The sequence below is a fragment of the Aliidongia dinghuensis genome, assembly GCF_014643535.1.
Taxonomy (GTDB): Bacteria; Pseudomonadota; Alphaproteobacteria; order ATCC43930; family CGMCC-115725; genus Aliidongia; species Aliidongia dinghuensis.
On record NZ_BMJQ01000013.1, the window covers coordinates 24,923 to 48,958 of the forward strand.

Genomic DNA, 24,036 nt, shown 5'->3' on the forward strand with positions numbered 1-24,036 from the left:
TAGTGAGCAAGCGAGGCCGATCATGCTGCTGAGCCCGACCGGCATGGGCTGGGGCCGTTCGGCGCTGGCACTCTGGACGGCGCTGGTCTCCGCCGTCCTGCTGCTGCCGATCCTGTTCGTCGTGGCGCTGTCGTTCGACGGCTCGCGCTGGCTCGCCTTTCCGCCGCCGACCTGGACCGTGCGCTGGTACAGCCAAGTGCTGGCCGATCCGGAATGGCTGGCCGCGGCCGGGCACAGCCTCGCGATCGCGACGATGGTCATGGTCGCCTCGGTCTTGCTGGGCGTGCCGGCGGCCTTCGCCATCGTGCGCGGCCATCGCAGCGGGCGCGCCGCCATCCGCGGCTTTCTCATGATGCCCATGGTGATGCCGGTGATCGTCATCGGCGTGGCGCTCTATGCCGTGTTCCTGCGCCTGCACCTGACCGGCGGCTATCTGGGTTTCGTGCTGGCCCATCTGGTGCTGGCCCTGCCCTTCACCATCCTGTCGGTCGCCAATGCGCTCGCAGGATTCGATCGGGCGATCGAGCGCGCGGCCGTGATCTGCGGCGCTTCGCCGGTCGTGGCCGTGCTGCGGGTGACCCTGCCGTCGATCGCGCCCGGCATCCTGGCTGGCGCGCTCTTCGCCTTTCTCACATCCTGGGACGAGGTGGTCGTGAGTATTTTCATGGCGAATGCGGATCTGCAGACCTTGCCCGTTCGGGTCTGGGCGGCGCTCAGGCTCGATCTCAGCCCAGCCGTGGCCGCGGTCGCGACCCTGCTGCTCGCCGTCTCGCTCGCCATCCTGGCGGGCCTCGCTTTCATCGGACGGCGCCGCGCATGAACCGGTCGGCTACCGCAAGCCTGCAGCTCAAGGGCCTCTCGAAACATTATGGGCCGGTCGCCGCAGTCGAGGACGTGAACCTCACCATCGAAGGCGGCGAGCTCGTGACCTTCCTCGGCGCCAGCGGCTCCGGCAAGAGCACGACGCTGTTCATGATTGCCGGGCTGGAGGCTCCCACCAGCGGCGAGATCCTCTTGGGTGGCCGATCCCTGCAAGCGATACCGCCGCACCGCCGCAATATCGGCATGGTGTTCCAGCGCTATTCGTTGTTCCCGCGCATGACGGTCGCCGAGAACATCGCCTTTCCGCTGCAGGTTCGACGCCTGCCTAAGGCGGAGATCGCAGCGCGCGTCGCGCGGGCACTCGACCTGGTGCAGCTGGGCGGCATGGCGGACCGGCGGCCCATGACGCTGTCGGGCGGCCAGCAGCAACGGGTGGCGGTCGCTCGCGCGCTCGTCTACGAGCCGCCGCTCCTGCTGATGGACGAGCCCTTGGGCGCGCTCGACAAGAGCCTGCGCGAGGAAATCCAGGTCGAGCTCAAGGAGCTCCATCGCCGGCTCGACGTCACCATCCTGTTCGTCACCCACGACCAGGACGAGGCGCTGCGCTTGAGCGACCGGATCGCCGTGTTCGGCGCCGGCCGCATCGCGCAGTTCGGCTCGCCCAATGAGCTTTACCACCAGCCGGCCAGCCGCTTCGTCGCAGGCTTCTTCGGCAATGCCAATTTTCTTGCCGTGACGGGCGAGGTCGGCGCGCCCGGCCTCGTGCGGAGCCGCACGGGTTGCGTGTTGAAGGCTGCCCCCAATGGCAAGCTGTCCACCCGGTCACTCCGCCTGATGGTGCGGCCGCATGAAGTGCGGGTCGCCGCGCAAACGGACGCGTGCAATGGCGAGAACCGGCTGGCCGGCGAGATCCGCGACCTGGTGTTCATGGGCGACCATAGTGTCGTGACCGTAGACCTGCCCGAGGAAGGGGCCGTCTGGACCACCGTGCAGCGCTCAGGCTCAACGAGTGCGAGCCCGCTCGCCCGCGGCATGCGCGTGGCACTCGCCTGGCCGATCGAGCGCACGCATCTGTTCGCCGAGGATTGAGTCTGCTTGCCTCAGTCGACCGAGAAATGGGCTTCAGTCGGCAGGTGGCCGACACCGTTGATCGGCAGGATGTCCTGCGGGCACGCGCTGAACGCGATCACCAGGTCCATCTCCGCCCGGAGCGCCACGTAGCTGCCCGCTGTCGAGACCGGCGGCTCGAACGACAGGCTGCCATCGGCATGGACCGGGATGTTCATGAACAGATTGAGCGGGCACGGCGTCTCCGGCGCCGCGAGGCCGAGCTCGCCCATCGCCGCCTGGAGATTGTCCGTGCAATTGTCGTGGTAGCCCTCGACGCCCAGGAACTTGTAGCGGTAGCGGTCGCAGGCGCTGATGATCGTGTCGTGGACGCCGCCCGACGTATCCTCGATGAAGGTCAGGATCGGCCGCCGCTTGTTGGTCAGCATCGCGTCGCCCACGGCAGGCATGATCTTCATGATGTGCGGCCGCGTGTGCTCCATCGACATGAATTCGTTCAGGTCGTCCGCATTGAACGCCCAGGTGTCGACCACCTGGTCGCCGTGGGTGTTGATGACCTTGACGATCTGCCCCTGCTTGACGCGAGCGGCCTTGCCGCGGCGGGCGGGAATGGTGACGAGAGCCGGATCGGACATGAGGATGCTCCGTTTCCTGATCGAGGACGCTCAGCGGACCGCCATATTATAATTGAGGAAATTTCTCAAACGCGATTGGGCGGAACCGAAGATCGGTTCCGCCCACGTTAGAGACAGCCAGCCGGGATAGCGATCCGGCGGGGATTGTTATTTCGCGAACAGCTGCGAAACATCCGCGAAGGCCTTGAACTCGAGCGCGTTGCCGGCCGGGTCGAGGAAGAACATCGTCGCCTGTTCGCCGACCTGGCCCTTGAAGCGGATATAGGGCTCGATCACGAAGCGCACGGCGGCGCCCTTGAGCCGCTCGGCCAGCGCATGCCACTCATCCATCGGCAGCACCACGCCGAAATGCGGCACCGGCACGTCGTGCCCGTCGACCGGATTGTGGTGGGCCGCGTCCGCCGCCTCCGCCGGCGCCTTGTAATGGGCGACGATCTGGTGGCCGAACAGGTCGAAATCGATCCAGGTGTCGGCGCTGCGGCCTTCAGGGCAGCCGAGCACCGTGCCGTAGAAATGCCGGGCCGCGGCCAGATCATCGACCGGAAAGGCAATATGGAAGGGGCTGAGCGCGCTCATGGGTCCTCTGGATAGCTTGCTGCGATGCACAAGTAAGGCGGCATCGCCAGCCGATTGACAAACGAGATATACGTTCACATCATGACTTTTTCTCATGGATTGAACGCATGGACCCGGGCCGACTGCCCTCGCTCAATGCCGTACGAAGCTTCGCCGTCGCGGGCCGGCTGTTGAGCTTCACGGCTGCAGCCCATGAGCTGAACGTGACCCAAGGGGCGGTAAGCCGCATGGTCCAGTCGCTCGAGACGGAGCTCGGCGTACAGTTGTTCGAGCGGCACGGTCGGGCGATCGGCCTGACGCCGGCCGGTGCCGCCTATCATCGCGAGATCACGGAAGCGCTCGCCCGCATTGCCGCCGCCACGAGCGACGCGCGCGGCTTCGAGAGGGCCGGCGTCCTGTCCCTGAGCGCGCTGCCGACACTCGCGATGCGCTGGCTCGTGCCGCGGCTCCCATCGTTCCAGCGTGCGCATCCCGACATCCAGGTCGACCTCGCCGCGGGCGACGGGCCGGTCGATTTCGCGACCGACCGGGTCGACATGGCGATCCGCCACGGCCTGCCGCCCTGGCCCGCCGCGGCAGCGGCACGATTGATGACGGAAGAGGTCGGCGTCGTCTGCGCGCCGCACCTGTCGGGCGCCCAAGATGTAACAGGACCGGCCGATCTCGCGGGCCGGGCGCTGCTGCAGCACACGACCCGCCGGGACGGCTGGCGACGCTATTTCGGACATTTCGGCGTGCCGGCGCCCGACCTTGCCCAGGCGCCGGCCTTCGAGCATCTGTTCATGCTTGCCGAGGCAGCGGCATCCGGCATGGGCTTCGCGCTCATGCCGCTGTTCCTCGTCCGGACGGAACTCGCGGCCGGCCGGCTGATCCAGCCGATCGCCGAGACCGTCCGGCCCGACACCGCCTATTACATCCTGCATCGGCCGGGGGCCGACCGCGCCCGCAAGGTTCGGCTGTTCAAGACCTGGCTGCTGCGCCAGGCGGCAGAGGCGGTTCCCCGCTGACCGTCAGCGCCCGTGGCTGCCGCTGTAGGCGTTGCGCGCGGGCGAGTGCCAGCCCGCCGGAGCTGCCTTAGGGCGATAGACCTCGACCAGCAGCGGATGGCATTGGGCGACGTCGCTCGAATGCTTCGAGCCGCAATCGCCGCCCGGACAGGCCGAGAGCGCACCCAAGAGATTGATCTCGGCGAAGAACTCGAGGAAGTCGCCCGGGCGCACCGGCGTCGTCTTCATGAAATACTGGCCGGTGTCGCGCGTGAAACCGGTGCACATGAACACGTTCAACACGTCGTGCACATGGGGCTCGGCGTGACGGAGCGTGTCGTGGGACGCATCGGCGAAGGCGCGGGTCAGGTTCGAATGGCAGCAGTAATGATACTCGCTGCCCTGCAGCAGCATGTTGGTATAGGGGTCGCAGCGCGTGCCGATCACGTCATGGACGGCCCCGCCGAATTCGTCGAACCCGTACCAGTCGAGCGTATCCTCCGTGATCGTCGCCATGGGCCGGAGATACGGCAGGTTCGACCAGAGCCGGTCGCCGGTCGAGACATGCGTGCCGTGCAGCGCCCGCGTCTTGCCCGAGAAGAAGCGTTCGCTCGTATCGTCGGCATTCCAGAGATTGAGATCGCCGACCTGCGGGCCTTCGACGCTGACGATCCGGAAGAAATGCCCCGCCGGGACCGTGAAGCTGCGCGCGTCGCGCGCCGGCACGACCACCTCGTCAATCTTGGTCCAGCCGGTGCGGGCCGCCCGATAGCCGGCGACATCGGCCGCGGGCAGCGTCTCGATCGGATAGCAGATCACCGGTGCCACGCCCTTGCGCGCGGCCGCGTCCGGCGGAGCGACGGTTTCAGGATGCTGCGGCTTCATGGGCGGTATTTCTTCCCTCTCGCTGTTCCGGCTGACGATCGACCAGTAGCCCATCGGTCGCGGGATTGACAGGCCGATCAGGCAGCGTCGTGGAAGATCACGCCCAGCGTATGGCGTTGGCCGGCTCTGACCGTGCTGACGCCGTGGCGCAGGGTCACGCGATAGTCGCCGCGTGTACCGGCGACGGGCCGGCTGTTGACGGCGAAGGCGACCGCGTCGCCCTTGCCGAGCGGCACGACCGAGGCGCGCGACTGCATGCGCGGCCGCTGTTCGGTCAGCACGAGCTCGCCGCCCTCGAAATCCCGGCCCGGCGCCGACAACAGCACCGCGACCTGCAGCGGGAAGACATGCGCGCCATAGAGATCCTGATGCAGGCAGTTGTAGTCGTCTGGCCCGTAACGGAGCAACAGCGGCGTCGGGCGGGTCTGGCCCGCTCGATGGCAGCGGTCGATGAAGGCGGCATGATCGACCGGGAAGCGCTCGGCAAGCCCCATCCGCGCGTGCCAGCGATTGGCGATCGGCGCCAGATGCGGATAGAGCGCCGTCCGCAACTCCCCGACCAGCGCCGGCAACGGATAGGCGAAATAGCGATATTCGCCGCGGCCGAAGCCGTGCCGCGCCATGACGACGCGGCTGCGGAAACCAACGTCCCGGTCATAGAGGTCGGCGACAGCGTCGCATTCGGCGCCGTCGAGCAGCTTCGGCAGCAGCGCCCAGCCCTCTGCATCGAGAGCCGTGGTGACGGCCGGCCAATCGACCGCCGCCACCCGGGTCGCCCAGCCCCCCTCGGCCTTGCCCCCGTCACTCACGCCGCGGTCTTCATCGCCGGAGCGGCGCGCGCCGTTGTTCGCCTCGCGGATCATTGCCTCGCGGGTCGTCGTGCCCATGATCGTCTCCTTCTCTCTTGGCCCGAGATCTGTCTCGCACCCCGAGGGACGGCCGCGCACTCCGGCTCTTGCGGTCAAATCCGGCGCCGCAGCGTTCAGACGGGGGCGAGCCGATCCTCGACGACCGACCAGTTGACCAGGCGATCGAGCACGGCCCGCACATGATCGGCGCGCCGGTTCTGGTAGTCGAGATAATAGGCATGTTCCCATACGTCGATGCCGAGCAGGCTCTGCTTGCCGTGCGCCGGCGGATTGTCGGCGTTGCTCGTGCCCAGGATCTCGAGCCGGCCGGCCGAGGCGACGAGCCAGACCCAGCCGCTGCCGAACACCTCGGACGCTTGCTTCACGAAGGCGTCCTGGAATGCCGCGTGGCCCGAGAAGTCCCGCTCGATCGCCGAGGCCAATTCACGCCGGGGCGCCCGGTTGCCGCCGGGCTTCAGGCTTTCCCAATATTGGTTGTGGTTCCAGGCTTGGGCCGCCTGGTTGAAGATCTTCTCTGCGCCCGGGTCGTGCGCCGAGCGAACGACGACCTGCTCAAGCGGCATCGCGGCGTAGGGCGTGCCCTCGACCAGCGCGTTGAGCGCGGTGAAGTAGCCGGCATGGTGTTTGCCGTAATGCAGCTCGACCGTGGCCGACGAGATGACCGGCGTCAGGTCCGCCGTCTCGAACGGTAGGGCCGGCTGGACGAACGGGCCCGTCGCGGCGGCGCGGGCGCCCTGCGGCCAGCCGGCCGTCGTAGCAGAAAGAACCAGGAGCGGTGCGGCGGCCAGCATCTGCCGGCGGGTCGGAGAGAACGTCATGGCGGGAGCACTCCTTGGGGCTTGGCCCTAAGATCGAGGGAAACCCCCGGGCGACGCCGAGACGCCGCTCCGGGGGCGGCGGCATCAGAAGTGGTAGCGCAGGCCCACGTTCACCGTGGCGCTGGCGTATTTCTCGGTGAGCACCGGGTCGAGCAGCGCTGCTGCGCCAAAGAAACCCTTCATTCCAGAACCCCTTTTCCCGATAAAAAGCCCTTGAGGGCCATTCATTACTTCCATCGATTTCCGGATTTCGAAGAGGACGCTGCCGTTCACGACCGAAACGATCGCGAGAAAGCACCTTCTCCGAAAGAAGATTTGGAAAAATCGACGCACGTTGCTTCGACAACTGAAGCAACCGCGTGAACGAGAATTTCTTCGTCTCTGCAGTTGAACTTATCGAGCGCGGCGCTACGACATCGTTTCGGCCGATCGGGGAAGCGCTACAGATGAAGGAATTCGATCGCTCGTGGAATGTTCGCCTGTCTCAGGCGAAGTCCGAGGAATCGCCTGCGTCCTTCCAAGATAGGCGCAGGAAAGTCGGTCGTTACACTTGAAATAAAGGAAAAAAATTTCCATCAGGCATTCGCCAAATACCAGCGTTTCTCAACCAACAGCCGAGCTGACGTCTTCCTCGTTCATCACAAACATTTGAAAATGTGCAGAACGCATGGCTGATATGCAAAATGTCAAAGCTTGATTCCCTCCGCGAAGTGATGATGTTCACGCGCGTATCGCGGCGGCGAATGCTTCCGTGTCTTTCATGGTCGCTGGGTCGGAGGCTTCCCCCCGGCGCCGGACGCAATTTGTGTCGAAATGGCACCCCGCTCGACGCGCCCAAGCGTCGGTTGGCTCTCCCACCTCCGACGCGGCTCCTTCAGACCATGAGCAAATTCGCGCCAATATCTTCCGTGGGTAGCATGATTTTCGACGGCAGCAGCGTCAGCACCGAGGCTGGCAGGAATGCGCGCATACTGGTCGTCGACGACGATCCGACAATGCGCCAGATGGTCGTGAACTATCTGGAGGAGCAGGACATCCGTGCGGTCGGCGCCGCCGGGCGGCAGGAAATGGTGCGCCAGATCGCGGGCTACGAGCCGAGCCTCGTCATCCTCGACCTCCGGCTGGGCCAGGACGACGGCCTGGACCTCCTGCGCGAGATCCGGTCGCGCTCGGACGTGCCCGTCATCATCACGACGGGCTATCGGCGCGACGAGATCGACCGGGTCGTAGGGCTGGAACTGGGCGCCGACGACTATGTGACGAAACCGTTCGGCCTGCGCGAGCTCCTGGCGCGCATTCGCGCCGTGCTCCGTCGCCACGAGGCCGGCGGCGTGACGCAGCAGCGGGGGCCCGAGCGCGGCAAGTACCGGTTCGGCGGCTGGCTGCTCGATCGCCGCCTGCGCCGGCTGTCCGCGCCCGACGGCGTGCCTGTCCCGCTCACCAAGGGTGAATACGCGCTCTTGACCGCTTTCCTCGACGCGCCGCAGCGGCCGCTGTCGCGCGAGCAGCTGCTGCAGGCGACGCGCGTGCACGAGGATGTGTTCGACCGCAGCATCGACGTGCAGATCCTCCGCCTGCGCCGCAAGCTCGAGAATGACCCGAGCGCGCCCCGGATCATCCAGACCGAGCGCGGCGTCGGCTACATCTTCGCGCTGCCCGTCGAGATCGTGTGACCCGAAATCGGATGACGGCCCGCGGCAACGCGGGTGTCGTTGGCCGTTTTGTTACGACCGTAACCGCTTTCCGCCGGCAAGCGACAATCCGGTAACGATGCCATGGCGAAGTTGCCGCGCAGCCTTGTCGTCGCAGCCTTCTCGCCCGGGCGGCCAGGCCACGCATCCGGAGACCCGACCGCGGATATCGGCTGAAACCCTGATTATGCCTTTTATTAGAATGCCGCGGCGACGGTGGACCCGCCTCTCGCTCCTGCTGATCGTCATGGCGGGCGTTCCGGTTGGCGCGCTGCTGGGAGGTGTGCGGACGGCGAAGGCGGTCGACGCCAACGCCCAGAACGAGCCGATCTCGCCGTTGCCGCAGCCGCCCGCGGCCGATCCTCGGAAGGTCGCGCTGGGCGAGCGCCTGTTCGCCGACCCGCGGCTGTCGCATGACGGCTCCCGCTCCTGCGCCTCGTGCCATGACCCGCACACCAACGGCGCCGACGCCGGCCGGACCGACCTGGCGCCGGACGGCACGCCGCTCGCTTTCAACACGAGCACGGTCTTCAATTCGGCGCTCAGCTTCCGGTTGGGCTGGGAGGGCCGGTTCCGGTCGCTGGAGGATCAGGCGGAATTCTCGCTCAACGCGACGACCCTGATGGCGACCAGCGTCGATGAAGTGCTGGGCAGGCTGCGAGCCGACCCGGACACGGCCCATCAGTTTGCCGAGGCCTATGGGCACGGGCCAGACCGGTCGAGCCTGCTCGACGCGATCGCGACCTATGAACGCTCGCTCATCACCCCCGGCAGCCGCTTCGACCGCTGGCTCATGGGTGACGAGACGGCGCTCTCGCCGCAGGAAATGAACGGCTACCACCTCTTCAAGTCGCTCGGCTGCATCTCGTGCCATCAGGGGGTCAACGTCGGCGGCAATCTCTATGAACGGCACGGCATCTTCCATCCGCTGGCCTCGCCAAAGCCGGAGATCCTGCGCGTGCCGAGCCTCAGGAACATCGCGACCACGCCGCCCTATTTCCATGACGGCAGCGCGCCTACGCTCGGCGACGCGGTGCGGCAGATGGGTTTCGCCCAGCTCAACCAGGTCCTGTCGAACGACCAGGTGCAGGATATCGTCGCGTTTCTCGGAACGCTGACCGGCAACTATCGCGGCCGGCCCGTCACCGCCCCGACCGTCACCAGCCCGACCGTCACCACACCGACCGTCACCGCACCGGCGCCGCCGTGAGACTGATGCAGATCGCGGGGGCGCTTGCCCTGCTGTTCCTGGTGCTGACCTGGATCGCGCTCCGGTCGATCGACGCCGGCGACAGGTCGCTCGACCGCATCCTCGTTGCCCTCGACCGGTTCGCGATGCTGGAGGCGGCGATAGATCGCGACGCGCTGTCGGCGCGTGCCGGCATGCTGCGCAACTACGACACGATGGCGCGCGCAGGCCGGGCGCTCGGCGACGTGACGGATCAGTTGAGGGCGATGACCGTGGACGTTCCGGACGAGGCCGACGTCGTGGCTCGCCTCGCCGGTCTTGTCGACCAGCATTCGGGGTTCGCCGAGCAGTTCAAGAGCAACAACGCGCTGCTGCAGAATTCACTCGCCTATTTCCGGCTGTTCAGCGGGCAGCTCGGCAAGTCCGACGACCCGGCGACCGTCGCGGCGGTGACAGCGCTCGATGCCGCCATGTTGCAGCTGACGCTCGACACTTCGGACGAGACCGCGCAGGCGGTGGCCGATCGCCTGGAACGGCTGGCGGCCCTGCCGCCCGATCCCAATCCGGCCGACGCGCGGCTGGGCCTCATTGCGCACGGCACGCTGCTTCAGGCCCTGCTGCCCCGGACGGACGAGGTGCTGCAGGCGCTGCACGCCCTGCCGATCAAGGACGAGCGCGACCGGCTGCGCACGCTCGTGCTAGCCCGGCGCGACGCGCTGAGCGAGCAGGCGCAGCAGCTCCGGCTGGTGCTGTACGGCTTCGCGCTGATCCTGCTCGGCTTCCTGGCACACCTCGCGCGCGTCCTGCGCCTCAGGGCGCGCGCGCTCCGGGAGCGGGCCGCCTTCGACCATCTTGTCGCCAGCGTGTCGATGCGCTTCCTCAGCGTGCCGCTGCATCTGTGCGACGCGGAGATCGAGCAGGCATTGGGCGAGTTTGCCGCGGCCTTCGCCGCTGACCGCGCCTATCTCCTGCAGGTCGGCAAGTCGACCCGCTTGCATCTGTGGCGCCGAAACGACGCACCCCTGCCGCCCGCCGGCTGGCCGGACCAGGTGCCGGCCCTTTGCGCGGCCCTCGGCGTCGCCGACATGGGCTTCGTCCATGTCGCACGCATCGGCCGGCTGCCCGCCAGTCCGCAGCGCGACACGCTCGCCGCCGCCGGGCTCGCCGGCTGGCTCTGCATGACGGCGAACGACCGCCGCGGCACGCGCCGCTTCCTGGGATTCGACGCGCTCGGCCCCGGACGGCTCACCGAGACAGCCGACGTCGGCTTTGCGCGCGTGGCACTCGACGTGCTGGCCAATGCCGTGACGCGCCAAGGGCTCGAAGAGGAACGCGCACGGCTCGCGACGCGCCTGCAGCAGGCCCGGCGCATGGAGACGGTCGGCGCGTTCACGAGCGGCATCGCGCATAATTTCAACAACCTGATCGGCGCCATCCTCGGCTATTCGGAAATGGTCGAGACCGACGTCGCCTTCGGTGGCCGCATCGCCCGGAACCTCAGGGAAATCCGCACCGCCGGCGAGCGGGCGCGCGAACTCGTGAGCCAGATCCTCGCCTTCGGCCGGCCTCGCCACGGCGAGCAGGTAGCCGTGCGGGTCGATGCGCTCATCGCCGAAGCCGCGTCGCTGCTGCGGGCGTCCCTACCGCCGACAGTCGAGCTGGTCGTGCCGAACGAGACGATACCGGCCATCGTCATGGGCGAGGGTGCCCAGTTACAGCAGGTGGTGCTCAATCTCTGCAATAACGCGGCGCAGGCGCTCACGTCCGCCGGCCGCATCGGGATCGCCGTCGACCTGCACGAGGTCGCGGACAAACGCGTGCTCGGCCACGGCACGCTCACCGCCGGCCCCTATGTGCGCATCGCGGTGAGCGACACCGGTCGCGGCATGAGTCCCGAAGTGCTGGCCCGGATCTTCGAGCCGTTCTTCACGACGCGGCGCGCCGGCCATGGCCTGGGCCTCGCGACCGTGCGCGAGATCGTGCTTGAGCACGGTGGCGGGCTCGAGGTCGAGAGCCACCCCGGACACGGCAGCCGCTTCGACGTCTGGCTGCCGCAGGCCAGCGCCGCCGTCGCGGCGGAGAATGTCCCGCCCGCGCCGGCGCTCGATCGGCTGAAGACCATCCTGCTGATCGACGAGGATCGGGGGCGTCTGGAACGGCACGAGGAGATCCTGGCCGCGATCGGCTACGAGCCGGTTGGCTTCAGCCGGCCGGCGGATGCACTCACCGCCTGCCGCGACGCGCCCGACCGCTTCGATGCGCTGATCCTGGCCCACACCGGGCCGGCGGCAGAGCTGACGGACTTCTCCAGGTTGCTGCACGCGAGCGCGCCCGACCTGCCGATCCTGCTCGCCACGACCAGCGCCGACGGTGTCGACGCGTCGGCGCTCGCCGGCGCCGGCATTGTGGAAATCGTGAGCCGTCCGCTCGACCCGGCCGGCGTCGCCACCGCACTGCGCCGCTGTCTGGAGCCGAGCGGGAGCCGCGTGTAACGGCCGGGCGAACGCGTCCCGTGCTACAGCGGTAACGCGAACGCCCGCAACCGGCATCGTTCAGTAACGCCGCCCCCGCAGTCTCGGCTCGTCTCCAACGAAGGCGAAGTCGGCGAGGACGGAAATGTTTCAGCGCGGCATCCTGATGGCGCTCACGACGCTCGCGACCGCCGCCCCGGCGGCCAGCACGTCGGCCAACACGCCCGCCGGCACGCAGGGCGTCATCCGCTGGCACGGCGAAGGCGTCCAGATTTACGACTGCAAGAAGTCAGTCGACGGCTATGCCTGGATGCTGAGACAGCCGGACGCGATGCTGACCGACGCCGACGGCCACGTCACGGGCCACCATAGCGTCGGCCCGCGCTGGACCGCGACCGACGGCAGCAGCATCGTCGGGCGAACGATCGAGACCATTCCGTCGCCCGCCGCCGCCATCCCCTGGCTCGTGCTCGAGGCCTCGTCCCACGACGGCCACGGTGCGCTTGACGGCGTCACCTATGTGCTGCGCACCGAGACTGTCGGCGGCGTCGCCCCCGCGGACGGCTGCAGCAAAGCCCGTGAGGGGGCGGTCACGACCGTGCCCTACCAGGCGACCTATTCGTTCCTGCGCCCCGGAAAAACCAATCAGCCCGCCCCCGCTCAGCCCACCCCCACTCAGACCGATCAGGGCGAGAACGGCCGCTGACCCTCCTCCCCGCCTTCATCGACCCGCATCTTCCCGTCGTCCGGAGCTTCCCCATGTCACGGCTCGCATCCACCGCCCCGCTCGGCCTCGGTATCCTGCTGCTCGCAGGCTGCGCCCAACAGGCAACCTCGCAACCGATTCCGGCCGAACCTCGCACCTATGTCTGCAAGCCGACGGAGGGACGCGGCGCTGAGCAGCACGTCACCGTCCGCGCCGACGAAGCCGGCACCGGTGTCCTCCTCAGCATCGGCACGAAGGGCGAAGGGCACACGCTGGCGACCGTCACCGGCTCGAACGGCCAGGTCTATGCCGACGCGGTCTATGCCTGGCGGCCCGACGGCGCTGCGGGCGTGCTGACCGACATCAAGAATATCCGGACCTACAATTGCGCGGGCGACGGGGGACCGGCCAAATGACCGGCGGCCGGTCCCAGCCGCTGCTGCTCCTGCGCTCGCCGCTCGGTGACGACACGCTGCCTATTCAGCAGGGGACGCTCCATGCCATCGGCCTTACGGCACGGGAGGAACTGAGCCGGCCGTTTCGGATCGAGCTCACCGCCGTCTCGACCGTGCGCGCGATCGACCCGACCGAGCTCGTCTATCAGCCAGTCTGCATCACGCTGCGCAAGCGCCCGCATGCCGACCGCTTCTTTCACGGCCTGGTCCGACGCATGGAGGCGGTCGGCCTCGCCCGCCGCGACCGCTGGACCTATCGGCTGGAGATCGTGCCGCGCCTCTGGTTCCTCGAACAGGCGGCGGACTGCCGGATTTTCCAGCAGAAGACCGTCGTCGACATCCTGCAGCAGCTGTTCGCCGAGCACGGCGTGGCGCCGGTCGAGTTCCGCATCTACGGCGCGCAGCCCACGCGGGAATACACGACACAGTTCAACGAGACGGACCTCACCTTCGCGCAGCGGCTGATGCAGGAGGCCGGCTACTTCTATTTCTTCGAGCATTCGGCCTCAGCCCATACGCTCGTCATCACCGACCGCAACCAGTCGTTCAAGCCGACCGACCACCCCGAACATTGGGTGGTCCACGGCGGCAACAACATCGACGTGTTCGACCGCTGGACCGAAGCGCTCGAGACCGCGCACGGCGCGATCCGGCTGCAGGATTACGACCCGACCAAGCCCAGCACGCCGGTCCAGGGGCAGCAGACGACGACCTCGCCCGTGGCCGGTGCCAGCGAGCGCGATGTCTTCAGCTGGCCCGCCATGACGACGGACAACCAGATAGCCGGCGACCGGGCGCGCTTCCGCATCGAAGCCTCGGAGGCCGAGGCGGTGCTGCGCTCAGGCCATGGCTATGACCCGGAATTCTGCCCCGGCCGGCGCTTCACGCTCGCCAAGGACCCGTTCACCGAGGCCGAGGGCATCGATCACGCGATCCACAGCGTCGAGCATAAGGCGGTCGACGACACCTGGATCACCGGCGGCACCGAGCCGGAATACGAGAACAGCTTCACCTGCCTGCTGCAATCCGTGCCCTGGCGCGATCCGCTGTCGATCCCGCGCCCGGCCATGACGGGCATCTTCTCGGCGATCGTGCTGGGCAACCCGGGCGAGGAGATCCACGCCGACCCGATCGGCCGCATCAAAGTCCGGCTGCTGTTCGACCACCGCAAGGAGACCGTCGCCGGCATGGCGATCTGGGCGCGCGTCATGCAGCCCTGGTCGGGCAACACCTGGGGCTGGCAGCACCTGCCGCGCGTCGGCACCGAGGTCGCCGTGTCGTTCATGAACGGCGATCCCGACGCGCCCGTCATCGTCGGCTGCTTCTATCACGAGGAAATGCGCCCGGTTTTCCCGATCCCGGAGCAGCAGACCCGGCAGGGCTTCCGCAGCCGCTCGACGCTCCGCGGCACGACTCAGGAATTCTCCGAACTGTCGTTCGACGACCGCAAGGGGCAGGAACTCGTCTTCCTGCATGCGCAGAAGGATCTCACGACCGAGGTCGAGCACGACCAGAGCCTCACCGTCACCAACAACCGGACCGTACGCATCGGCCAGGACGAGACCGTGACGGTCGGGCAGAACCACAGCCTGACCAGCAGCAGCGGCAACATCACGATCACGGCCACCCTCGGCCAGGTCGAGATCACGGCCCTGACCACCCTGACGCTCCGGGTCGGTCCGACCTCGATCAGCCTGACGCCGGAGGGCGTCAACATCATGACGCCGGGGACGGTCACGACGGAGGCGCTCGAGGTCAACATCATGGCCGCGACCTCCGTCGACATCGAGACGGCGGAATTCATTGCGGTGCCGCCGCCGGACCTGCCGGTCTGACGATGGCCGGCCTCGCCATGACGGATACTCGGCCAACCCGCTCCAAACTGCGCGCGCTGGAGCCGGCGCTGCTCCGCCCGCGCCTGAAGCTGCCGCCCGATCACGCGGCCCTTTACGACGAGGCCGACGGGCCTGGCGCGCTGCTCGACCGGCTCGTCGAACGACGGCTGCTCGTCGAGGCGGCCCGGCTCCTGGCCTATGCGCTGCCGCCCCGGGAGGCGGTCTGGTGGTCCTGCATGTGCGTCGACCATGCCGCCCCGGCCGATCTCCCAGTACCGGAACGCCAGGCGCTCGATGCCGCGGAAGCCTGGGTGCGCCGGCCTGACGCGGAGAACCGGCGCCAGGCCGCCTGGGCCGCGGCCGCCGCCGGCTACCAGGCGCCCGGCGCCTGGGCGGCGCTTGCCGCCTATTGGAGCCGGCCTGAACGGCCCGACGACCTGCGCGGCGGCCGCGGCGTCGAGACCGCCGTCGACCGCACCATCGCCCGCCACACCCCGGCCGAGCGCGCCCCGCTGCTTGCGAGCTTCATCGCCAGCGGACGCGACATCGCCCGCGGCGGCGCCGGCCGCCTGGCGCCCACAGCCGGACAAAGGGCAGCCGGACAGAAGGCGGCCGGACAGAATGGGAGTGCCCCCGAATGACCCTGACCCTCGCCATCCTGCGCTGTCCCGACGGCGTGCCGCCCGAGACACGGCGGCTCTCGGGCGGCAGCTTGAGCATCGGCCGCAGCCCGACGGCCGGCTGGGTGCTGCCGGATCCGGACCGCGTGCTCTCCAAGCAGCATTGCGTCGTGAGCTTCGAGGGCAACGCCTGGCACGTGACCGACACCAGCGCCAACGGCACCTTCGTCAATCACGAACTGGTCCGGCTGCCGCCCGACGAGCCGCGCCAGCTGCGCAGCGGCGATCGTCTGCTGCTCGGCTCGTACGAGATCGAGGCGGCGATCGAGCAGCCGGGGGCCGCACCGTCGCGCGCCGCAGTCGAGGATCGGCTGGTCGGCGATCCCTTCCCATCGATCGACGCCGATTACCTGGGCATCGCCCTGCCGCTCAACGATCGGCCTGCCGACCCGCTTGCCGGGTTCGCCCGGACGACGCCGGACCATGTGTCGGCGCTCGCGCAGAATTTCCGCCCGCCGCGCCCCGTGGTCGAGGTGCTGCCGGCCGACTGGGACCTCGACCTGCCGCCGCCCCCGCCACTCGCGGCCCCAACGCCGGAACCAGCGGCGCTGCCCCCCGAACTGCCGACGCCCGAACCGCCAAAACCTGAACCGCCGAAACCCGAACTCAGGGCGCAACCGGCGATCCAGAGCCTGCCGACCGCCGGCACGCCAGAGGCGCGCGCGTTCGCCGCTTTTGCGGCTGGCGCCGGCATCGAGACGCCGCCGCCGGCCGACCCACTCGAAACCCTCGCGAGCCTGGGCGCCGCGTTCCGCGCCTTCGTCGGCGGGCTGCGCCAGGCCATGATCGCCCGTGCCGCGGTCAAGGGCGAGTTCCGCATCGACCAGACCATGATCCAGGCCGTCGGCAACAATCCGCTGAAATTCTCGGCCGACGACGAAGACGCGATGACCGCCCTGCTGGGCGTCGGCCGGCGCACCGGCATGACCGCCGAACAGGCCGTCGCGGAGGCGATGCGCGACATCCGGCTGCACGAGCTCGCCATGGCCGCGGCGATGCAGCAGGCGGTGCGCGACCTGCTGGCGAGCCTGGAACCGTCGCGGATCGAAGGGCGGGCGCCCGCCGACGCGCTCGATTTCCTGCCCTGGCGCCGCGCCGCCCGGCAGTGGCGCGCCTATCAGGACCTGCACCACACCACCACCCGTGCGCTCGCCGACGATTTCGACACGGTGTTCGGCCTTTCGTTTATGCGCGCTTACGAACGTGCGCTGAGCGAAGTCTCGGCCGACCGGCCGGACGCCGCGGCCGGCGAACGCGACCGCTGAGGGAGACCGACGTGACTTGGACCAACCGGGTCGCCTGGCAGGAAGGCATGTTCCTGCAGGCGCAGCATTTCCAGCAGCAGGACCGCTGGGTCGAGAACCAGGTGCGCAGCAGCTTCGGCGCCCTCCGACCTCACCCCTGGGGCCTGACGCGTTTTGCCGTCGCCCAGGATATGCTGGCGACCGGCCGGGTAGCGCTCGCCGCAGCAGCGGGGCTGTTCGATGACGGCACGCCGTTCTCGACGCCGGACCAGACGCCCCTGCCGCCGCCGCTCGAGGTGCCGCCCACCGCGCGCAACGTGCTGCTCTATCTGGCCGCGCGCATCCGCCGGCCGGGCTCGGCCGAGATCGCCGACGAGGACGACGAGGGCTGCTACTCGGTCCAGGAGTTCGAAGCGTACGACACCCACTCGGGCGCGCCGCAGCCGGTCGAGCTGCTGATCGGGCAATTGCGCCTTACCTATCTGCTCGAGACCGACGACCGCGACGGCTACATGTGCCTGCCGATCGCCCGCATCGTCGAGGTGACGCCGGACCGGCGCGTCGTGCTGGACGAGCGTTGGATCCCGCCGGCGCTGACCTGCGCCGCGATCCCCCAGCTGGCAGCATTGCCGCTCGAGCTCGCGGGCCTGCTCAACCAGCGCGGCGAGGCGCTCGCCGCCCGCATCACCGCAGTCGGCACCAAGAGCAATACGGAGGTGGCCGATTTCCTGCTGCTGCAGACGGTCAACGGCTGGCAGACGCTGCTCGCCCACCTGGCTGCTTCGGGCAACATCCATCCGGAATCGCTCTATCGCGAGCTCGTGCGCATGGCGGGCGAGTTCGCGACTTTTACGGATGCGCAACGCCGGCCCGGCACCTACCCGGCCTATCGGCACGACGACCTGCAGCGGACATTGACACCGGTCATGGCCGACATCCGCCGCTCGCTCTCGGCCGTGCTGGAGCAGACGGCGATCCGCATTCCGCTGCAGGAGCGGCGGCACGGCGTGCGCGTCGGCCCCCTGCAGGACCGCTCGCTGCTCAGCGGCTCGAGCTTCATCCTGGTCGTGGAGGCGGACGTGCCGGCCGAGGTGCTGCGGCGCACCTTCCCCAGCACGGTCAAGATCGGCGCGGTCGAGCATATCCGCGAGCTCGTCAACGTGGCGCTGCCCGGCATCGAGGTCAACGCGCTGCCAGTGGCGCCGCGCCAGATGCCGTTCATCGCCGGCGCCACTTATTTCGAGCTCGACCGCAACAGCCCGCATTGGCAGCACATGCAGACCTCGGGCGGCTTCGCCGTCCATGTCTCGCGGGATTTCCCGAACCTGGTCCTCGACCTGTGGGCCATCCGGGGCTGAGGGGGCCACATGAGCGACAATCCCTTCCTCGAGAACGGCGACGACGACAGCACGATCATCCGTCCGCTGCCGCGCGAGCGCGCCGCACCGCCGCCGCCACCACGACCGCCCGGGCCGACGCCGCTGCGCGCCGTCGCCGAGGCGAACGAAGCGGCGCCGGTTGCGGCGATCGACTTCGAGGCGGTCCCGCCGGTCGGCGCCTCGCCCATCCTCGCGGCGGCGACGCCGCTCCTGGCCTTGCTCGCCCGGCTGCGCAACGTGCTGACCCTGCCCGACGCCGGCGCGCTCCGCGAGCGTGCGGTCGAGGAGATCCGGCGCTTTGAGCAGACCTTGCGCACGCAGGCCGTGCCGCTCGACCTCATCCGTCCCGCCCACTATGCGCTCTGTGCCAGCCTCGACGACGTCGTGCGCAACACGCCCTGGGGCAGCCAGGGTCCCTGGGCGGACACGTCGCTGGTCGCGGCATTCCACGGCGAGGTGCGCAGCGGCGAGCGCTTCTTCGACGTGCTGGCGCAGCTCTGCCGCGAACAGGGCAAGTTCCTGCCGGTCATCGAGCTCATGTATGTCTGCATGTCGCTCGGCATGCAGGGGCGCTATCGCCTGTCGCCGCGCGGGCCGGCCGAGCTCGACCGGGTGCGCGAGGAGACCTATGCGCTGCTCATGCGGCTGCGCCGGCCGGCCGAGCGCGCGCTGTCGATCCATTGGCGCGGCGTCTCTGCACCCTACCGCCCGCTCCGCGCCATACTGCCGGCCTGGGTCGCGGCCATGGGTGCCGTGGGGCTGCTGGCCCTCTTCTACGTGCTGCTGACCTTCCGCTTGAACGACGCGTCGGACCGGCTGTTCGAAGCGACGCTCACGCTGCCGCCCGGCCACTTGCCGGCGATCGCCCGCACGCCGCCGCCGCAGCCGGCGCCGGTCGTGCCCCAGCCGACGCCGGAGCGCGACAAGCTCTCAGGCTTGCTCGCCCCCGAGGTCGCGAGCGGCCTCGTCAGTATCGCCGGCACCGATGCCGTGCCGATCATCCGCATCCAGACGTCGGGCATGTTCCGCTCCGGCAGTGCGGAGATCGAGCCGTCGTTCCTGCCGCTCTTGAAGCGGATCGGCGAAGCGCTCAAGGCCGAGCCGGGACCCGTGTCGGTCATCGGCTACACCGACAACGTGCCGATCCACACGGTCGCCTTCCCGTCGAATTTCCAGCTGTCGACCGCCCGCGCCAAGGCCGCGGCCGGGATCATCGGCGCCGCCATCGATCCGTCGCGGCTCTGGGCCGAGGGCCGGGCCGACGCCGATCCGGTCGCGTCCAACGACACGCCCGCCGGTCGCGAGCGGAACCGCCGGATCGAGCTGATCCTGCGCAGAAGCGGTAATGAATGATGCAAAACGTCTCCAGTCTCCTGGCCTATCTCATCACCCGCTGGACCACGAGCTTCGCCGGCATCGCCATCGCCTGCATGCTGGTCTGGTACCTGGGGCCGCTGGTGCCGGGCTTCGGCCAGCCGCTGACGCGCGCCTTGCTGATCCTGGCGGTCGTGCTCGCCTGGGGCGTCGTCAACGGCGCCATCAGCTGGTTCCGCCGCCGCCGCGAGCGCCGGCTCGCGGCCGGCGTGACCGATGGCGTATCCGGCGGCGCACCCGATGGACGCGACGCCAAGGCCGATGCCGCCGAGGAGGTCGCCCGGCTGCGCCGGCGCATGCAGACGGCGCTCAGGCGGCTGCGCGGCAACCGGCGGCGGCGCGGCTACCTCTACGAGCAGCCCTGGTTCGTCCTGATCGGCCCGCCGGGCGCCGGCAAGACGACCGCGCTCATGAACGCCGGCCTCAATTTCCCGGCGGCGGCAGACGACGGCGATGACCCGTCGGTCGGCGGCGTCGGCGGCACCCGGCTCTGCGACTGGTGGTTCGCCGACGAGGCCGTGCTGATCGACACGGCTGGGCGCTACACGACGCAGGATTCCGACGCGGCGGTCGACCGCGCCGGCTGGGAGGGCTTCCTCGACCTGCTGCGCACGGCCCGGCCGCGCCAGCCGGTGAATGGCGTGCTGGTGATCGTGTCGATCACGGATATCGCGGCGGCCACACTCGAGGAACGCAAGGCACATGCCCGCGCCGTGCGCCGGCGGGTGGTCGAGATCTCCGACCGGCTGCGCCTGCGCGTGCCGGTCTATGTCATGTTCAGCAAGACGGACCGGCTCACCGGCTTCAACGAATATTTCGCCGACCTCGATGCGGAGGCGCGCGCCCAGGTCTGGGGCATGACCTTCCCGCTTGCCCAGGGCGTCGAGAGCTTCGAGGCGGAATTCAAGCTGTTGCTCGACCGGCTCGACCAACGCCTCATCGACCGGCTGCAGGCCGAGCGAGCGCCCGACCGGCGCGCGCTGCTCGCGGGCTTCCCGACCCAGGTCGCCTCGCTCGCTGAGCCGCTCGCCGATTTCCTCCACCACGCGTTCAGCGGCACGAAGCTCGATCCGGCGCCGTTCCTGCGCGGCGTCTACCTGAGCTCGGCCACCCAGGAAGGCACGCCGATCGACCGGCTGACCGGCATGCTCGCGCGCAGCTTCGGCGTCGACCAGAAGCGGACGCCCGCTCTCCGGCCGGTTGCCGGGCGCAGCTATTTCCTGAAGCAGATGGTGAGCGAGATCCTGCTGGGCGAGGCACAGCTCGTCACCACCCGCTCCCGCTGGCGGCGGCGGGCCTGGTGGCTGCGCGTAGGCGGCTATGCCGCGGCCGCCATAGTGCTCGTCGCGGGCGGCATCGCGCTCTACGCGATCCAGTCGCAGAACCGGACCGCGGTCGCCGAGGCCAATGCGGCGCTGGCCGCCTATCGCAACCAGCTCGGCACCGTCAAGCTCGAGCCGGTCGCCGAGGACGACCTGCCCAAAGTCGTCCCGGTCCTGGACGCGGCGGCGGCCCTGCCGCATGGCGAGGGCCTGTGGCTGACCGACGTTCCCGGTCTCTCCCAGCGCGAGAAGCTGTGGAACACGACCCACATGGCCTATCGCGACGCGCTGCAGCGCATCCTGCTGCCGCGCCTCGTCTTCCGGCTCGAGGCGCAGATGCACGAGCGGTTCGGCGATCCCGACTTCCTTTATCAGGCGACACGCGTCTACCTGATGCTGGGCGGCGCCGGGCCGCTCGACCGCGCGCTCGTGCGCAGCTGGGAGACGCTCGACTGGCGCGCCCGCTTTCCCGGCACCTTGAACCAGGCCTTGCGCGACAGCCTCGCCCGCCATCTCGACGCGCTCTTGGCCGAGCCGCTGCCGGCCGTGCCGCTCGACGATGCGCTCGTGAGCGCGGCCCGTGTCGCTTTCAGCCACGTGCCGCTGGCCGACCGGGTCTATAGCCGGGTCAAGTCCGAGGCTACCGGCGAGACCGTGCCCGACTGGGCGCCGGCAGATGCGCTCGGCACGGCGGGGCAGCCGCTGTTCACGCGGCTGTCGGGCAAGCCGCTCACCGACGGCATCCCCGGCTTCTTCACGGCCGACGGCTATCGCAAGATCCTGCTGGGCCATCTGGCCGCGAGCGCGCGCAGCGTCGCCGACGAGAGCTGGGTGCTGGGCCGCAAGGACGAGATCGCGCCGCAGGGGCCAGCGGTCGACGGGCTCGAGCAGGCGGTGATCGCCCTCTATGTTGCGGAATTCGAGAAGCAATGGGACGGGCTGCTCGACGACATCGCCCTGGCGCCGTTCGGCAATCGCGATTCGACGGTGCAGCGGCTTTACCTCTTGTCCTCGCCGCAATCGCCGATGCGCGACCTGCTGGTCGCCGTCGCCCGCGAGCTCACGCTTGCCGCTCCGCCGCCCGCCGCCGACACCAAGCCGCAATCAAGCGGTCCGCTCGCCGCGGTGGTGGCACCGGCCGCGGCCGCCGACCCGCACTCCGATCCGCACTCCGGCCCGACGGCAGGGAGTGCCATCGAGCAGCATTACGCGAGCCTGCGCACGCTCGTCGGCGATGGTCAGGACGCGGCACCGCTCGGCGGCGTGCTGCGTCTCATCAGCCGGTTTCAGACCGACCTCGCCCAATCCGGCCAGGCGGGCGCCGCCGCGGCGGCGCAGGGCGGCGGCTCGCTCCAGCTCCTGAGCGCCGAGGCCCAGCGCCAGCCGAAACCGATGGCGCGCTGGCTGCAGCAGATCGTCGACGGCGGGCGTGGCGCGCTCACGGGCACCGCCCAGGCCGCCGCAGCGGCGGCTTTCACCGCCAACGCCGGGCCGGCACAGTTCTGCCAGTCCGTCGTCACCGGCCGTTACCCGTTCGACCCGACCGCCGCCAACGAGGCGCCGATCGACGATTTCGCCCGGCTGTTCGCCCCGGGCGGCCTGCTCGACGCCTTCTTCCAGGCGCAGATCCGGCCCTATGTCGACATGAGCGGCAGCACCTGGAAGCCACAGCCGGCGGGCGGCGTGGCGCCGCCGGTCGACGCAGCCTCGATCGCCCGGTTCCAGCGCGCGGCCGCGATCCGCGACGCGTTCTTCCCGAACGGCGGCACGGAGCCGCAGCTGCGCTTCACGCTGGCGCCGCTGTCGCTCGATCCCGGCGCCACCCGCGCCGTGGTCACGCTTGGCAACACCATGATTCCGAACACGGGACATGAAGGACCCGCCACATCGCTCGCCTGGCCCGGCAGCGACGGCATGACGACGGCCGGCCTCGCCTTTGAGCCCGCCGCGGGCACGCCCTTCGCCGCGGACGGCAGCTGGGCGCTGTTCCGCCTGCTCGACCGCGCCAAGGTGACGCCGGGCGCGGCGCCGGAAGCCTTCCGGCTCGACTTCCGCATGGGCGAGCACCAGGCGAGCTTCACGCTCAAGGCCGGTTCCGCGCGCAACCCGATTGGCCGCAACCTGCTGGAGGGCTTCCGGTGCCCGACGGTTCGATGACCCCGTCGATCCGGGCCTGGTCCGCGACCCATCCGGGCGCCGTCAGGACACAGAACCAGGACGCCTGCCTCTGCCGGCCGGAGATCGGCCTGTTCGCCGTCGCCGACGGCGTCGGTGGCCACAACGGCGGCGAGATTGCGGCCGCCCGGGTGATGGAGATGCTGAGCCTGATCCCCGACGGGCTGGCACCGGCGGCACGGCTGGCGGCGGTCCGGGCCGGGCTGCAGGACACCCATCGAGCACTCCTGGACATGGCGCGGCAGCCGGGCTCGCACATTGCACCCGCGACGACGATCGTTGCCTTGCTGTTGGACGGCGACCATTTCGCCTGCCTCTGGGCCGGTGATTCCCGCGCCTATCTGCTGCGCGACGGCGTGCTGCACCGGCTGACGACCGACCATAGCGTCGTCCAGAGCCTGGTGAGCGCCGGCGCCTTGACCGAGGCCGAGGCGGAGCAGGATCCGCGCCAGAACGTCATCACCCGCGCCGTCGGCGCCGGGCCGGAGGCACTCTCCATCGCGAAATCGATCGGCGAGGTGCAGCCCGACGACCGGTTCCTGCTGTGCAGCGACGGGCTCTACAAGACGCTCGAGGTCGAGGAGATCGCGCGCACCGCGATGGGCGACGCGGCCGACGTGGCGCAGCAGCTCATCACCCGGGCTCTGGCGCAGACCGCACGGGACAACGTCACCGTCGTGGTCGCCGCCCCACAGGCCGCCTACCGCTGAGCCGTCGCAACCCCGCCTTTGGTGGACGCCGCATGGCGTGCTCATACTGGCCGCACAGCTGGCGTGAGGCCCTGGGAGAGATCGCGCCGGCACGCGCCCCATCGAACTGTACACCGCTTATGCGGGAGCATAAATTTGTGTCGGAT

The 24,036-nt window shown here is 69.2% G+C and carries 20 protein-coding genes; 15 read left to right on the forward strand and 5 right to left on the reverse strand.

Going from position 1 to position 24,036, the window contains the following annotated elements:
• The first annotated feature begins 22 nt into the window (after positions 1-22).
• Positions 23-820, forward strand: a complete 798-nt coding sequence (locus tag IEY58_RS22945) for an ABC transporter permease (RefSeq protein WP_189050167.1) — start codon at positions 23-25, stop codon at positions 818-820.
• Positions 817-1,911: an ABC transporter ATP-binding protein gene (locus tag IEY58_RS22950; RefSeq protein WP_189050169.1), complete on the forward strand. Its 1,095-nt coding sequence runs from the start codon at positions 817-819 to the stop codon at positions 1,909-1,911. Before IEY58_RS22945 ends, IEY58_RS22950 begins: the two co-directional genes overlap by 4 nt.
• A gap of 11 nt (positions 1,912-1,922) precedes the next feature.
• Here the strand turns inward: IEY58_RS22950 and IEY58_RS22955 are convergent, their stop codons facing one another.
• Positions 1,923-2,525, reverse strand: coding sequence for a DUF1989 domain-containing protein (locus tag IEY58_RS22955; RefSeq protein ID WP_189050171.1), 603 nt, complete (start codon positions 2,523-2,525; stop codon positions 1,923-1,925).
• Between the two features lie 147 nt (positions 2,526-2,672).
• Positions 2,673-3,101, reverse strand: a complete 429-nt coding sequence (locus tag IEY58_RS22960; protein ID WP_189050173.1) for a VOC family protein — start codon at positions 3,099-3,101, stop codon at positions 2,673-2,675.
• A gap of 107 nt (positions 3,102-3,208) precedes the next feature.
• Here IEY58_RS22960 and gcvA point away from each other — a divergent pair, with 107 nt between their 5' ends.
• Positions 3,209-4,108 (forward strand): transcriptional regulator GcvA, encoded by a 900-nt coding sequence (gene gcvA, locus IEY58_RS22965; RefSeq protein WP_189050175.1) that lies wholly within the window; start codon positions 3,209-3,211, stop codon positions 4,106-4,108.
• 3 nt (positions 4,109-4,111) lie between these two features.
• Here the strand turns inward: gcvA and IEY58_RS22970 are convergent, their stop codons facing one another.
• From IEY58_RS22970 to IEY58_RS22980, 3 genes are all read right to left on the reverse strand, one after another.
• Positions 4,112-4,972, reverse strand: coding sequence for an urea carboxylase-associated family protein (locus tag IEY58_RS22970; RefSeq protein ID WP_189050177.1), 861 nt, complete (start codon positions 4,970-4,972; stop codon positions 4,112-4,114).
• Between the two features lie 77 nt (positions 4,973-5,049).
• On the reverse strand, positions 5,050-5,859 hold the full coding sequence (locus IEY58_RS22975; RefSeq protein WP_229743898.1) for a 2OG-Fe(II) oxygenase: 810 nt from the start codon (positions 5,857-5,859) through the stop codon (positions 5,050-5,052).
• A gap of 95 nt (positions 5,860-5,954) precedes the next feature.
• Positions 5,955-6,659 (reverse strand): superoxide dismutase, encoded by a 705-nt coding sequence (locus tag IEY58_RS22980; RefSeq protein WP_189050179.1) that lies wholly within the window; start codon positions 6,657-6,659, stop codon positions 5,955-5,957.
• A 917-nt stretch (positions 6,660-7,576) separates the two neighbouring features.
• On the opposite strand from IEY58_RS22980, the gene IEY58_RS22985 reads away from it, so the two are divergent.
• From IEY58_RS22985 to IEY58_RS23040, 12 genes are all read left to right on the forward strand, one after another.
• Positions 7,577-8,332 (forward strand): response regulator, encoded by a 756-nt coding sequence (locus IEY58_RS22985; protein WP_189050468.1) that lies wholly within the window; start codon positions 7,577-7,579, stop codon positions 8,330-8,332.
• Positions 8,333-8,552: 220 nt separating this feature from the next.
• The gene (locus tag IEY58_RS22990) at positions 8,553-9,560 is read left to right on the forward strand and encodes a cytochrome-c peroxidase (protein WP_229743899.1); all 1,008 of its coding nucleotides are present in this window, start codon (positions 8,553-8,555) and stop codon (positions 9,558-9,560) included.
• A gap of 5 nt (positions 9,561-9,565) precedes the next feature.
• Positions 9,566-12,031 carry a two-component system VirA-like sensor kinase gene (locus IEY58_RS22995; protein WP_229743914.1) on the forward strand — a complete coding sequence of 822 codons (2,466 nt, stop codon included), beginning with the start codon at positions 9,566-9,568 and terminating at the stop codon, positions 12,029-12,031.
• Positions 12,032-12,155: 124 nt separating this feature from the next.
• The gene (locus tag IEY58_RS23000) at positions 12,156-12,716 is read left to right on the forward strand and encodes a DUF3455 domain-containing protein (protein ID WP_189050183.1); all 561 of its coding nucleotides are present in this window, start codon (positions 12,156-12,158) and stop codon (positions 12,714-12,716) included.
• 53 nt (positions 12,717-12,769) lie between these two features.
• Entirely contained in the window at positions 12,770-13,132 is a 363-nt protein-coding gene (locus IEY58_RS23005; protein WP_189050185.1) for a hypothetical protein, read from the forward strand.
• A complete protein-coding gene (locus IEY58_RS23010) occupies positions 13,129-15,006 on the forward strand; it encodes a type VI secretion system Vgr family protein (RefSeq protein WP_189050187.1) in 1,878 nt (625 codons plus the stop codon). The genes IEY58_RS23005 and IEY58_RS23010 overlap by 4 nt, the downstream gene beginning before the upstream one ends.
• 17 nt (positions 15,007-15,023) lie before the next feature.
• Positions 15,024-15,647, forward strand: a complete 624-nt coding sequence (locus IEY58_RS23015; RefSeq protein ID WP_189050188.1) for a DUF6931 family protein — start codon at positions 15,024-15,026, stop codon at positions 15,645-15,647.
• Positions 15,644-16,951, forward strand: coding sequence for a type VI secretion system-associated FHA domain protein TagH (tagH, locus tag IEY58_RS23020; RefSeq protein ID WP_189050190.1), 1,308 nt, complete (start codon positions 15,644-15,646; stop codon positions 16,949-16,951). The genes IEY58_RS23015 and tagH overlap by 4 nt, the downstream gene beginning before the upstream one ends.
• An 11-nt stretch (positions 16,952-16,962) precedes the next feature.
• A complete protein-coding gene (tssK, locus tag IEY58_RS23025; protein ID WP_189050192.1) occupies positions 16,963-18,288 on the forward strand; it encodes a type VI secretion system baseplate subunit TssK in 1,326 nt (441 codons plus the stop codon).
• Between the two features lie 9 nt (positions 18,289-18,297).
• Positions 18,298-19,662 carry a type VI secretion system protein TssL, long form gene (gene tssL / locus IEY58_RS23030; protein WP_189050194.1) on the forward strand — a complete coding sequence of 455 codons (1,365 nt, stop codon included), beginning with the start codon at positions 18,298-18,300 and terminating at the stop codon, positions 19,660-19,662.
• Positions 19,659-23,162, forward strand: coding sequence for a type VI secretion system membrane subunit TssM (tssM, locus tag IEY58_RS23035; RefSeq protein WP_189050196.1), 3,504 nt, complete (start codon positions 19,659-19,661; stop codon positions 23,160-23,162). Before tssL ends, tssM begins: the two co-directional genes overlap by 4 nt.
• Positions 23,144-23,890, forward strand: coding sequence for a PP2C family protein-serine/threonine phosphatase (locus tag IEY58_RS23040; protein WP_229743900.1), 747 nt, complete (start codon positions 23,144-23,146; stop codon positions 23,888-23,890). Before tssM ends, IEY58_RS23040 begins: the two co-directional genes overlap by 19 nt.
• Positions 23,891-24,036 lie beyond the last annotated feature (146 nt).

Bases quoted from the DNA above. Each gene is read 5' to 3' on its own strand.
- tagH (WP_189050190.1), top strand. From the start codon at position 15,644: ATGACCCTGACCCTCGCCATCCTGCGCTGTCCCGACGGCGTGCCGCCC.
- IEY58_RS22945 (WP_189050167.1), top strand. From the start codon at position 23: ATGCTGCTGAGCCCGACCGGCATGGGCTGGGGCCGTTCGGCGCTGGCA.
- IEY58_RS22970 (WP_189050177.1), bottom strand. From the start codon at position 4,972: ATGAAGCCGCAGCATCCTGAAACCGTCGCTCCGCCGGACGCGGCCGCG.
- IEY58_RS22975 (WP_229743898.1), bottom strand. From the start codon at position 5,859: ATGGGCACGACGACCCGCGAGGCAATGATCCGCGAGGCGAACAACGGC.
- IEY58_RS22950 (WP_189050169.1), top strand. From the start codon at position 817: ATGAACCGGTCGGCTACCGCAAGCCTGCAGCTCAAGGGCCTCTCGAAA.
- IEY58_RS23000 (WP_189050183.1), top strand. From the start codon at position 12,156: ATGTTTCAGCGCGGCATCCTGATGGCGCTCACGACGCTCGCGACCGCC.
- tssL (WP_189050194.1), top strand. From the start codon at position 18,298: ATGAGCGACAATCCCTTCCTCGAGAACGGCGACGACGACAGCACGATC.
- IEY58_RS22960 (WP_189050173.1), bottom strand. From the start codon at position 3,101: ATGAGCGCGCTCAGCCCCTTCCATATTGCCTTTCCGGTCGATGATCTG.
- IEY58_RS22995 (WP_229743914.1), top strand. From the start codon at position 9,566: ATGCAGATCGCGGGGGCGCTTGCCCTGCTGTTCCTGGTGCTGACCTGG.
- IEY58_RS22985 (WP_189050468.1), top strand. From the start codon at position 7,577: ATGATTTTCGACGGCAGCAGCGTCAGCACCGAGGCTGGCAGGAATGCG.
- IEY58_RS22990 (WP_229743899.1), top strand. From the start codon at position 8,553: ATGCCGCGGCGACGGTGGACCCGCCTCTCGCTCCTGCTGATCGTCATG.
- IEY58_RS22980 (WP_189050179.1), bottom strand. From the start codon at position 6,659: ATGACGTTCTCTCCGACCCGCCGGCAGATGCTGGCCGCCGCACCGCTC.
- IEY58_RS23010 (WP_189050187.1), top strand. From the start codon at position 13,129: ATGACCGGCGGCCGGTCCCAGCCGCTGCTGCTCCTGCGCTCGCCGCTC.
- IEY58_RS22955 (WP_189050171.1), bottom strand. From the start codon at position 2,525: ATGTCCGATCCGGCTCTCGTCACCATTCCCGCCCGCCGCGGCAAGGCC.
- tssM (WP_189050196.1), top strand. From the start codon at position 19,659: ATGATGCAAAACGTCTCCAGTCTCCTGGCCTATCTCATCACCCGCTGG.
- gcvA (WP_189050175.1), top strand. From the start codon at position 3,209: ATGGACCCGGGCCGACTGCCCTCGCTCAATGCCGTACGAAGCTTCGCC.
- IEY58_RS23005 (WP_189050185.1), top strand. From the start codon at position 12,770: ATGTCACGGCTCGCATCCACCGCCCCGCTCGGCCTCGGTATCCTGCTG.
- IEY58_RS23015 (WP_189050188.1), top strand. From the start codon at position 15,024: ATGACGGATACTCGGCCAACCCGCTCCAAACTGCGCGCGCTGGAGCCG.